The sequence below is a fragment of the Coprococcus sp. AF16-22 genome (assembly GCF_003461545.1).
In the GTDB taxonomy this organism is placed as follows: Bacteria; Bacillota; Clostridia; order Lachnospirales; family Lachnospiraceae; genus Coprococcus; species Coprococcus aceti.
Genome location: NZ_QTXH01000003.1, coordinates 301,740 through 313,544 on the forward strand (window position 1 = coordinate 301,740; position 11,805 = coordinate 313,544).

Here is an 11,805-nt window from a genome sequence, read left to right on the forward strand (position 1 = left end):
ATTATGCCATTAACAAGAAAAACAACAGGTGTAGAAAAAACAAAAAGAGAAACAGGAAGTATTGATAAGGTCAGAATAAATGATGGTCGTGTACAGGTACTGACCAGCGAGGGTAAAATATATGTTTTTGATAAACGAGAGGTATGCACTGTTACAAATATATCACTCAGTGTAAATGAAAGACCGGTAAATGCCAGCTTTGAGAATTCAGGGTATGGGACATCGACCAATGCTATCCGTTTTCAGAGATACCCGATAGTGGAATTTGTCAATCTTGCGCCGGAAACAGTGAAGAACTATATGAAGTCAATATTGATGGAGTCCGTCCTGGATCTGTCTGACGTTAAGGTGATGCATTCATATAAGTGGGGGGACAATGAGCCGCATCTCTATATGCCAGATGATTGGGACGATGGAAGAATATATGCTAAACTGAGCGATGAAGAAGCAGACAAAGCCGATGAATATGACATAGACTATGTGGAAGATGGATATGAGGACGATTGGTATGAAGAGGAAGAGGATGAGAATGAGTAGGAGAAATGTGATCTCATGATTGAAATGTGATACAGTTTTTCCAATGCAGTGATGACACAGAGAAAACAATAAAGTATAGTAGAAGCAGCAAAGACACTAAATGCCGCTTGCCCAATATCAGACGGGCAGGCAGAATTTGGTGTCTTTTTTATTTGATTCTATAGTGGCATCTACTTCATGTCGCAGGAAAAGATACTAGCAATCCATTCCCATAGCCCTGGCTTTGGTGGTCTGTGTCTCTCCCCTGGGATGATGTGGTGGGGCGTATATGGATGAGAGTTTCAGTGGATTATTGCCAATGTTGATGATGTTGTGCCATGTGCCGGCTGGTATACAGACGCATTCTCCTGCACAAAGATTCTGACGGAAGCACAGTTCGTTTGGGCAGCAGCCCATTCTGACTGAACACTGTCCCTGTTCGATCCGGATGATCTGATCGGTATTATCATGGATTTCCAAACCTACGTCTGAGCAGGCAGGTATACACATGACTGTCATCTGCATGAAACAGCCGGTCCACACGGTTTCGCGGTAATTGTGGTTCTGTAACGCTTTATCCCGGAGGTCTATAGTGCAGATGTTGTCACGACAGTCAGGTCTGTTCGGAGAACAATGGTTGTTGCATTTCATAGGATAGTCCTTTCAGATTTAATAGTTCTATTTATAGTATTCAGAAAGGATAGAATATGACAAAAATTATACATTTTTATGTAACCTGGATTGTGAGCTATGTGAAAAAATGCAAAAAGTGATAAAAAAATTGAAAATAGTATTGACATTTTGTACATAAACAACTAATATAAGATATATCAAATGGAAACGGTTCCAAAAACGTTTCCGAAAAAACAAAGTAACCATTAAGCAGCTCGTATAAGAGATGACTGAAGGAAAAATTTTTATTATTTTATGGGAGGAACCAATATGAACAAGAAAGGTATTGCGGCACTTGGACTGTCACTTATGATGGCAGGTACCATGTTGACAGGATGTGGCTCAGGAGATTCAGATGGAGCAGGAAAGAAGGCAGATGCAAAGGGCTCTGTATATTATCTGAATTTCAAACCGGAGCAGGATGCACAGTGGCAGGAGCTTGCTAAGGTGTACACAGAAGAGACTGGCGTTGATGTGACGGTAGTTACAGCGGCTTCTGGTCAGTATGAGACTACTCTTAAGAGTGAGATGGGTAAGTCAGAATCACCTACCCTGTTCCAGGTAAATGGACCGGTTGGTCTTGCTTCCTGGAAGGACTATTGTTATGATCTTGGATCATCACAGGTGTATAAAGAACTCACTTCTGAGGACTTTGCACTTAAGGATGGCGATAAGGTCGCAGGAATCGGATATGTTATAGAGTCATACGGAATCATTTACAACAAAGAGCTTTTAAGCAAAGCTGGATACACAGAGGATGATATCAATTCATTTGCAGACCTCAAGAAGGTGGCAGAGGATATAACAGCCAATTCAGACAAATTAGGATTCTCAGCATTCACATCAGCTGGAATGGATGGCTCATCAGACTGGAGATTCAAGACACATCTTGCAAATCTTCCAATCTACTATGAATACAAGGCTGATGGAATCGATACTACAGATGCGATCAAGGGTACATATCTTGATAATTACAAAAATGTATGGGATCTGTACATCAACAACTCAACAACCGATCCAAAGCAGCTCAGCACAAAGACTGGTGATGATGCGGTTGCAGAGTTTGTTTCAGGACAGGCAGTATTTTATCAGAATGGTACATGGGCATACGCAGATGTATCATCACTTGGCGATGACAACCTCGGAATGCTCCCTATCTATATAGGAGCAGATGGTGAGGAGAATCAGGGACTCTGTACAGGAAGTGAGAATTACTGGTGTGTAAATGCTAAGGCTTCAGAGGAAGATATCCAGGCAACTCTTGACTTCATGGAGTGGTGTGCTACAAATGACACCGCACTTAAGGCAATCTGTGGTTCAAAGGGCGCTATGCCATCAGGAGCCGATGGAATGGGATTTGTAACACCATTCAAGAAGAACCTTGAGTCAACAAACCTTCTTGTAAACATCGCAAATGAGTATGTAGCAGAGGGCAAGACACCTGTAAGCTGGAACTTCACAACAATGCCATCAGAGCAGTGGAAGAACGACCTTGGATCAGCACTTACAGCATATGCGGCAGATCAGACAGATGCCAACTGGGATCTTGTAAAGAGCGCATTTGTAGATGGATGGGCTAAAGAGGCTGCTGCAGCAAAGTCAAAATAAAACATATTAACAAATAAACAATAGTACACAACCCAAAAATAAAAAAACATCACAAAATAAAACCAACTTAAAATATGAATAAAGTTCTGCAAGCTGCAGGACACCAGGAAGGCTAACAGCTTTGCAAAGGCAGCTCATACCCAGAGGTGTCAGACTAGAGATGGATATGTATTCATATGCAAATATGTCTACATATCCATTTTTAGACTCAGAAGATATTGGAAAGAAAATTGATATGCAACAGAGTGGAGGTTATCAAAAAAATTATGGAGAAAACGATAAAAAGATATTGGCCGGTGTTTCTGATACCGACAATGGCTGCGTTTCTAATAGGATTTATCGTGCCATTTGCCGAGGGAATATATCTGTCCTTCTGTAAGTTCACGACCATAAGGGACGCTGAATTTGTAGGATTTCAGAATTATATAGACGCATTCAAGGACTCAACATTCCCGGATGCATTTAAGTTTACAACATTATTTGCGATTGTCACACTTGTGCTTATAAATGTTCTTGCATTTCTTGTGGCACTGGCACTTACACAGAAGATCAAAGGAACTAATATATTCAGAACGGTATTCTTTATGCCGAATCTTATAGGTGGTATCGTACTTGGATATGTATGGCAGCTTATATTCGATGCCATATTCTCAAAGTTTGATACAGCCCTGAAGCTCAATGAAGTCCTCGGTTTCTGGGGATTGGTTATACTGGTGTGCTGGCAGCAGATAGGATATATGATGATCGTTTATATTGCAGGACTTCAGGCAATTCCTGAAGACATTCAGGAAGCAGCCATGATTGATGGTGCAAATAGAACACAGAGACTTTTCAGGGTTACGATCCCGAACATGATGCCATCCATAACTATATGTACATTCCTCACAATAACCAACTCATTCAAACTGTTTGACCAGAACCTGGCACTCACAGGAGGCGAGCCACTCCATAAGACAGAGATGCTAGCGCTCAATATATATGAGACGTTTTATGGAAGAGTAGGATATGAGGGAGTAGGTCAGGCCAAGGCAGTCGTATTCTTCATACTGGTAGTAGCGATAGGACTCATACAGCTTAAGATTACAAGATCAAAGGAGGTGCAGCAGTAATGGCGAAGATACAGAAAACAGCAAATACAGCGGATAAAAAGCCTGTATACAGAGTGAAAGAAAAACCAACGTTGACGGGAATTCTGGCTACTTTATTCTTTACCATTATTTCCATAATATTTGTTTCACCGATAATAATCGTAATTATAAACTCGCTGAAAGCCAAGACGTTTATCAGTCTGGAGACATTTGAACTGCCAAATGAGCACAGCTACATAGGCTTGGACAATTATAAAACGGCTATAACACAGTATGATTTCATTAAGGCAGTGGGCTGGACAGTTGTGATAACGGTTCTCTCAGTAGTGGCAATTCTGCTGTTCTGCTCTATGACAGCTTGGTATATAACCAGAGTCAAGAATATAGCGACAAAGATCATATATCTGCTCTGCGTGTTCTCTATGGTAATACCTTTCCAGATGGTTATGTTTACTCTGGCTGGAACTGCGGATGCACTTCACCTTAATACTCCATGGGGAATCGTGATCGTGTATCTTGGATTTGGAACAGGTCTTGCAGTATTCATGTTCTGCGGATTTATCAAGTCCATTCCTTTGGAGGTCGAGGAGGCTGCGATGATAGATGGATGTACGCCGCTCAAGACATTTTTCAGGGTTGTTATCCCTATCATGAAACCTACTTACATATCTGTAGGAATACTTGAGGCTATGTGGATATGGAATGATTTCCTTCTGCCATATTTGGTACTCGACATCAAGAAATACAAGACGATATCTATAGTTGTCCAGTATATGAAGGGCAGCTACGGAAGAGTAGATATGGGAGCGATCATGGCGTGCCTTGTTATGGCTATCATTCCGGTTGTTGTATTCTACCTCTGTGCACAGAAGTACATCATCAAGGGTGTTGCAGCTGGTGCTGTAAAGGGATAGTAATATAATATTATTATAAAAAACAGGCGGTTGTGAGATTCGCAGCCGCCTGAAATTGGTTAAAAGGAGAGATTTCAGATGGAAAGATCAGCAGGAATACTGCTTGCTATATCAAGCCTCCCGTCAAAGTATGGAATTGGCAGCTTCTCAAAAGAGGCATATCGTTTCGTTGACTGGCTTAGGTCTGCACACCAGAGTTACTGGCAGATACTTCCCATGGGTCCCACCGGGTATGGGGATTCGCCGTATCAGTCATTTTCGACATTTGCTGGAAATCCATATTTTATAGATCTTGATACACTTGTGGATCAGGGACTGCTCACAGACCGCGAGTGCAGAGAGATAGACTGGGGCGACGATGGCAGATATGTGGATTATAGAACAATATATGAAGGAAGATATCCAATCCTGAGAAAATCATATGAGAGATGGAAAATGACTGACAGCATGGAGTTTTCCATGTTCATGGATGAGAACAAAGAGTGGATATATGATTATTCACTATTTATGGCTGTAAAGGATTCGCTTGGTGGAATTCCGTGGACAGAGTGGCCGCAGGATATAAGAAACAGGCAGCCTGATGCGGTGCAGCAGATGCAGATTAAGCTTGCGGATGAGATACATTTTCAGCAGTACATGCAGTATTTGTTTTATACTCAGTGGAATGCACTAAAGAGCTATGCCAACAAGAACCATATAAGGATCATAGGAGATATCCCAATCTATGTAGCTATGGACAGCGCAGATGTATGGGCACACCCGGAGCTTTTCAGGCTTGATGAGGACAGGCGACCATACGAGGTTGCCGGATGCCCGCCTGATGGGTTTTCGGAGACCGGACAGCTGTGGGGAAACCCAATATATGACTGGGAGCTGAACAGGCAGACCGGTTACAGCTGGTGGATAGCCAGAATGAGACATAGCTATAAACTTTATGATGTAGTCCGGATTGATCATTTCAGAGGCTTTGATGAATATTATGCCATTCCATATGGTGAGGAAACAGCTGTGAATGGCAAGTGGAAAAAGGGCCCTGGGATGGATCTGTTTAGGAATATAGAAAAGGCTCTGGGTAAGAGAGATGTCATTGCCGAGGATCTTGGTTTTGTGACTGATTCGGTCAGAAAGCTTGTGCATGATTCCGGATTTCCGGGAATGAAGGTTGTGGAGTTTGCCTTTGATGTGAGAGACACCGGGGCGGCATCTGATTATCTTCCACATAATTACATACGAAATTGTGTTGTATATACGGGAACCCATGACAATGAGACCCTTATTGGCTGGTGGAGCAGTATAGATCAGAGATCCAGAGACATGGCAAGGGATTATATGGCAGCTCATTATACACCGGACCGTCTGATCAATGTCCCATTTATCACGCTTGCTATGAGAAGTATTGCAGATCTTTGTATTATACCGATGCAGGATTATTTGGGGCTAGACAATAAATCGAGGATGAATAAGCCATCCACAGTTGGCGATAACTGGAGGTGGCGCATGATATCCGACGATACGGATGATGATCTTGCAGAGGAAATAGGCAGACTTACACTGATGACCGGGAGAAGCAAGATGTGAAAAAGTACTCTCTAAAAATATTTACCGGGAAATGATAAGTAGAGTATTTTCTTGACCTCCACATATTGGGATAATATAATTATTGGGAATAAAAGAGAAAAGTGGGATACAGCTTATGACAATAAAGGATATTGCACGTATATCAGGTTATGGTATCGGAACCGTGTCCAGGGTGATCAACAATCAGACCGGAGTCAGCGATGCAGCCAGAGAGAAGATACTCAGGGTTATAGAGGAAAACGGCTTTGAGCCGAACGTCAACGCAAAGCTCCTCAAAATGTCAGCGAAATCGGCGGTGGTTGTCATCATAAAAGGAAACCAGAATATGTTGTTTGCGGATATAGTAGAGCGGATACAGAACCTGCTTGCTGGATATGATGAGGATGTCATAGTGGAGTACATAGACGAGGATGGTGACGAGATCGAGTATGCCATCAAACTCACTCATAGCGTGAATCCGAAGGGAATCATGTTTTTGGGTGCCAATCTTGCACTTTTTGATGAGCGTGTGAAAGAGTTTGAGATCCCGGGAGTCATAATCACGACCGGCGGAGAGATTCTTGCAAATGACAACATATCCTCCATAACGATAGATGACACGGCAGCGACATACGATATGACAAGGTATCTTCTTGAAAAAGGCCACAGGCGCATCGGAGTCATAGGAGGGCAAGTGTCCGAGAAACAGATAAGTTTCAATAGATATGAAGGCTGCAAGAGGGCTATAGATGAGTGGCAGCATGATGACCGGGCGGAGTTTACATATATTCCGTGCAGGTATTCTATGAAGGCAGGTTATGAGGCCACGAAGCGTCTCTTGGAGGAACAGCCGGAGGTTACAGCAATCATGGCTCTCAGTGATACGATAGCGATCGGCGTCATGAGAGCGGCTGCTGATCTGGGCAAACATATTCCGGAGGAGCTGTCAGTTACTGGATTTGATGGAATAGAGCTGGCAGGATACTGTGTACCAAGACTTACAACAATAAAACAGAATACAGAGATCATGGCATCGAGAAGTGTTGACATCATGCTCAAGCATATAAATTATGCAGCAGATGGTGAACATGAGATAGTGCCATATTCCCTGATAGAGGGAGAAAGCGTTAAGAGCATCGGCTAGGATTCAGGGAAAATCTTTTTAATTAAGTTTGAATTCGTCTTATACTGGTATATTATATATCGGTATAGGGCGATTTTTTTATGAGATAAAAGTTCGGTAAGGCGCTGAGATTCGTATAGAGTATTTATCACAGTTTGGAGATGAGAAGATGGATCAGAATATAGAATCGAAAATATTAGAAAAACGCAAACTATGTAAAGTGCTTAAGGTGTTTAAGATTGTTTCTTTTATAGGAATATTTGCGCCATTTGTTGCGTTTATGGTGGTATCTAGAAATGGCTATGAATTAGACTCTGCTTGGCTGCTGATTCCGGCTTTGTTTGTAGGCGGATTTTTCCTGTTCTCATATATGGAGACAAATAAACTTAAAGACCTCAAGGAACTCATGGGACAGTATGTTGTACGGAGTGTCCTTGGAGAGCGCTTGCATGTGATTGAATACATGCCAAATGGATATACAAATGAGGCATTTTTACATAATTGTCCGATTCTTCCTTCATTTAATAATATGGATGGTTCTGACTTTATACATGGAATATACAGGGGAGTAGAATTTACATTCAGTGATCTCACACTCAGAACGGAAACAAAGGGTTCACCGGACGGTGAGTTTCCTGGCGATAATGTTGTTAATTTTAAAGGCCAGCTCATAATGGCTACTTCCCACAAGAATGTTAATGGTTTTGTACAGATCCAGGAGAGAATTAGTCCAAGAATGAAAAACGAAAAGAAAAGTGGCATATTATCAAGAGTATTGGGTTCTGAGAATTCACGTAACAGTTTTATGACGGGCAACGCGTCATTTGATAACAGGTTCGATATATATGCCTCTGACAGCCAGCTTGCTTTGAGGGTATTGACGCCACAGCTTATGCAGGGACTTATGGGACTTGAAGGATTTATGGAGATACAGATCGCTGGCAATATGGTGGCAGTAGCGATAAAGAATGACAGAGATTTATTTGAACTTAGTAACAATGGCAGGGATAATGGTGACATGGAGGAGTATCGTCAGAAATTTAGGGATGAACTTTCCGATATTTTGAAAGTTATTGATGTCTTTGGTATGAATACAGATCTTTTTCAGTAGTTGGTTAAATGATAGAAGGTTTATATACAGTGAGAATGTGTTAAATGTAGGAAATAACCGGAAAGATCATAGGATACGATACCCTGACCGGCAGGACAAAATTGCCGGGATATGCACAACCCACAGTGGAATATATCGATCCATACAGCGGTGAGCCGGATTCTTATATGGTAAATCAGGAGATAAACAGAAAGAAACATTCTATCGGTAGCGAGTATAAACTTTTATACTCTAGGGAAAAGAGAACGGCCTATGAGAAGAAGTCAAACAAGGTGTACAGAGAGATGGAGGTTTGCTTTTTCGGACTGGCTGTGCTGATCTTCATTGCGGGGATAGTGAAGTCGGCGATGAAGGTATTGTAATCACCGCCGATACTATGCTAATATAGATATGTTTGCGAAAATGACAAATTTTTATCACTTCAGGAGGAAAACAATGGGTGGATTTTTTGGAGTAGCGGCAAAAGATGACTGTGTGTTTGATCTGTTCTTTGGAATAGACTATCATTCACATCTTGGAACAAGACGCGGAGGCATGACAGTGTATGGAGATAAGGGATTTGACAGATCCATACACAATATCGAGAATGCTCCATTTAGAACAAAGTTCGACAAAGATATGCAGAACATGAAGGGCTATTTTGGAATAGGATGTATATCCGATTATGAGCCACAGCCACTCATAGTGCGTTCACATCACGGAACATATGCTCTGACAACTGTCAGCAAGATCAACAATGTTGACGAGATATCCAAGGAGATATTTGATCAGGGACATTCACATTTCCTTGAGATGAGCGGAGGGGATATCAACAGCACAGAGCTGGTGGCAGCTCTTATCAACCAGAAGGATAATCTGATAGATGGAATAAGATATGCGCTGGAGAAGATAGATGGTTCTCTGTCACTCCTGCTCATGAACCAGAATGGAATATATGCAGCCAGGGATATGTATGGAAGAACTCCTGTGGTCATAGGCAAGAAAGATGGTGCATTCTGTGCGTCATTTGAGAACTTTGCCTACAAGAACCTTGGCTATCATGACTATAAAGAACTCGGTCCTGGTGAGGTTGTTGTACTCACACCGTCCAACTGCGTGACGCTTGTGCAGCCGGGCAAGGACATGAAGATATGTACATTCCTGTGGGTATACTATGGTTACCCTGCAAGTTCATACGAGGGTATGAGCGTAGAGCAGATGAGATACAACTGCGGAGCCAGCATGGCAAAGAGAGATAACGTTAAGCCTGATATCGTAGCCGGAGTTCCGGATTCAGGAACAGCGCATGCAGTCGGCTATGCAAATGAGTCTGGAATACCTTTCTCAAGACCATTTATCAAGTACACACCGACATGGCCACGTTCATTTATGCCGACCATACAGAGCCAGCGTAATCTCATAGCCAAGATGAAGCTTCTGGCAGTTGAGGATCTTATAAAGGATAAGAGCCTTCTGCTCATAGACGATTCCATCGTGCGTGGAACACAGCTCAGAGAGACAACCGAGTATCTGTTTGACAGCGGTGCCAAGGAAGTGCACATCAGACCTGCATGTCCACCACTTGTATACGGATGTAAATACCTTAACTTCTCAAGATCATCATCAGAGATGGATCTTATAACAAGAAGAGTTATCGAGAGACTTGAGAACGGAAATGTGACAGATGAGGTACTTCAGGAGTACACAGATCCTGATTCAGAGAAGTATGAGAAGATGGTTGATGAGATCTGCAAGGAGCTGCATTTCACATCACTCAGATTCAACAGACTTGACGATATGCTTGAGGCGTGCGGAGTTGAGAAGTGCAAGCTTTGTACATACTGCTGGGATGGTAAGGAGTAAGCTGCGGATGACGGCGATGCCATATGCAGCAGACAGTATCATATATAAAAATAGCTTATTTGTAATACTAAGAAAAATGGTGACAGGGATATGGCATTAGAAAACTCAAAAGAAACTTCAAATGAAATCACAATAGAAGAGATACAGGAACTGGATAAGGATTCATATCTGATAGTTGACATCAGGGATGAAGTTGAGATATCCCACGGAGCCATCCCGGGTGCGATGGCAGTCCAGACGGACAGGCTGATGCCAGAGAATCTGGCGGAGACAGCCAGTGAGATATTCCCGGTTGAGAAATATATGCCCGGGGACAACTCAAAGGGAAAGAAACTCATCATCTGCTGCACCCACGGAACCAACAGCATTCCGCTGGCGGAGGGACTTACAGAGCTGGGATACGATGCGGTGAGCCTCAAAGGCGGATATATATCATGGCTGCTCTACACCATGGGCAAGCAGGAACAGACTGATATATGTGCCGACGTTGAGAAGAGCCTCCGCAAGAAGTTCCACAAGAAGATATGGTGCAACTTCACAAAGGCCATCAACAGATATGAGCTGGTGAAGGAGGGCGACAGGATAGCCGTATGTATATCGGGCGGCAAGGATTCCTTCCTCATGGCAAAGTGTTTTCAGGAGCTGAAAAGGCACAACAAGTTCCCATTTGAGCTCAAGTTCATAGTTATGGATCCGGGTTACAGCCCTGCAAACCGCAAGGTCATAGAGGATAATGCTAGGATGCTGAACATCCCTATCCAGATATTTGAGTCGGATATATTTGATTCAGTGTATAACGTAGAGAAGTCGCCGTGTTATCTCTGTGCAAGAATGAGACGAGGCCATCTGTACAGCTATGCGAAGGAGCTTGGCTGTAACAAGATAGCTCTTGGACACCACTACGATGATGTCATAGAGACCATACTCATGGGTATGCTCTACGGAGCGCAGATGCAGACCATGATGCCGAAGCTCCACAGCACCAACTTTGAGGGCATGGAGCTCATCAGACCTCTTTATATGGTAAGGGAGGACGACATCAAAGCGTGGAGAGATTACAACGAGCTTCATTTCATACAGTGCGCATGTAAGTTCACTGACACATGCACAACATGTAACAATGAGGAGACGAAGTCCAAGCGTCAGGAGATCAAGCAGCTTATAGCGACACTCAAGAAGACAAATCCGTTTGTGGAGGGCAACATATTCAAGAGTGTGGAGAATGTCAATATCGATACCCTTATAGAGTACAAGCAGGGAGGCGTGCGACACAGCTTCCTTGATACCTACGATGAGAAGAGCGGTAAGACAGAATAGATAAAAACAGCATTTGAGAGCCGTTATTTACATTTTGCAGATGTAAGTGACGGCTTT

General features: G+C 42.8%; 11 protein-coding genes. 10 read left to right on the plus strand and 1 reads right to left on the minus strand.

Going from position 1 to position 11,805, the window contains the following annotated elements; all coding sequences use genetic code 11:
• The first annotated feature begins 3 nt into the window (after positions 1-3).
• Positions 4-537: a hypothetical protein gene (locus DWW60_RS05710; protein WP_117874575.1), complete on the plus strand. Its 534-nt coding sequence runs from the start codon at positions 4-6 to the stop codon at positions 535-537.
• 195 nt (positions 538-732) lie between these two features.
• Here the strand turns inward: DWW60_RS05710 and DWW60_RS05715 are convergent, their stop codons facing one another.
• Positions 733-1,167 carry a cupin domain-containing protein gene (locus tag DWW60_RS05715; protein ID WP_238051488.1) on the minus strand — a complete coding sequence of 145 codons (435 nt, stop codon included), beginning with the start codon at positions 1,165-1,167 and terminating at the stop codon, positions 733-735.
• A gap of 291 nt (positions 1,168-1,458) precedes the next feature.
• Between DWW60_RS05715 and DWW60_RS05720 the strand changes: the two genes are divergently transcribed.
• From DWW60_RS05720 to DWW60_RS05760, 9 genes are all read left to right on the plus strand, one after another.
• Positions 1,459-2,796 carry an ABC transporter substrate-binding protein gene (locus DWW60_RS05720; RefSeq protein ID WP_117874576.1) on the plus strand — a complete coding sequence of 446 codons (1,338 nt, stop codon included), beginning with the start codon at positions 1,459-1,461 and terminating at the stop codon, positions 2,794-2,796.
• Between the two features lie 266 nt (positions 2,797-3,062).
• The gene (locus DWW60_RS05725; RefSeq protein ID WP_117874577.1) at positions 3,063-3,905 is read left to right on the plus strand and encodes a carbohydrate ABC transporter permease; all 843 of its coding nucleotides are present in this window, start codon (positions 3,063-3,065) and stop codon (positions 3,903-3,905) included.
• On the plus strand, positions 3,905-4,798 hold the full coding sequence (locus tag DWW60_RS05730) for a carbohydrate ABC transporter permease (RefSeq protein ID WP_117550678.1): 894 nt from the start codon (positions 3,905-3,907) through the stop codon (positions 4,796-4,798). The genes DWW60_RS05725 and DWW60_RS05730 overlap by 1 nt, the downstream gene beginning before the upstream one ends.
• A 78-nt stretch (positions 4,799-4,876) precedes the next feature.
• Entirely contained in the window at positions 4,877-6,376 is a 1,500-nt protein-coding gene (gene malQ, locus DWW60_RS05735; RefSeq protein WP_117874578.1) for a 4-alpha-glucanotransferase, read from the plus strand.
• 115 nt (positions 6,377-6,491) lie between these two features.
• Positions 6,492-7,499, plus strand: a complete 1,008-nt coding sequence (locus DWW60_RS05740; RefSeq protein WP_243002923.1) for a LacI family DNA-binding transcriptional regulator — start codon at positions 6,492-6,494, stop codon at positions 7,497-7,499.
• A gap of 148 nt (positions 7,500-7,647) precedes the next feature.
• Positions 7,648-8,589: a DUF3137 domain-containing protein gene (locus tag DWW60_RS05745; protein WP_117874580.1), complete on the plus strand. Its 942-nt coding sequence runs from the start codon at positions 7,648-7,650 to the stop codon at positions 8,587-8,589.
• A gap of 101 nt (positions 8,590-8,690) precedes the next feature.
• Entirely contained in the window at positions 8,691-8,951 is a 261-nt protein-coding gene (locus DWW60_RS05750) for a hypothetical protein (RefSeq protein WP_117874581.1), read from the plus strand.
• Positions 8,952-9,024: 73 nt separating this feature from the next.
• Positions 9,025-10,431, plus strand: a complete 1,407-nt coding sequence (locus DWW60_RS05755) for an amidophosphoribosyltransferase (RefSeq protein ID WP_117874582.1) — start codon at positions 9,025-9,027, stop codon at positions 10,429-10,431.
• A gap of 90 nt (positions 10,432-10,521) precedes the next feature.
• Entirely contained in the window at positions 10,522-11,748 is a 1,227-nt protein-coding gene (locus DWW60_RS05760) for an ATP-binding protein (protein ID WP_117874583.1), read from the plus strand.
• Positions 11,749-11,805 lie beyond the last annotated feature (57 nt).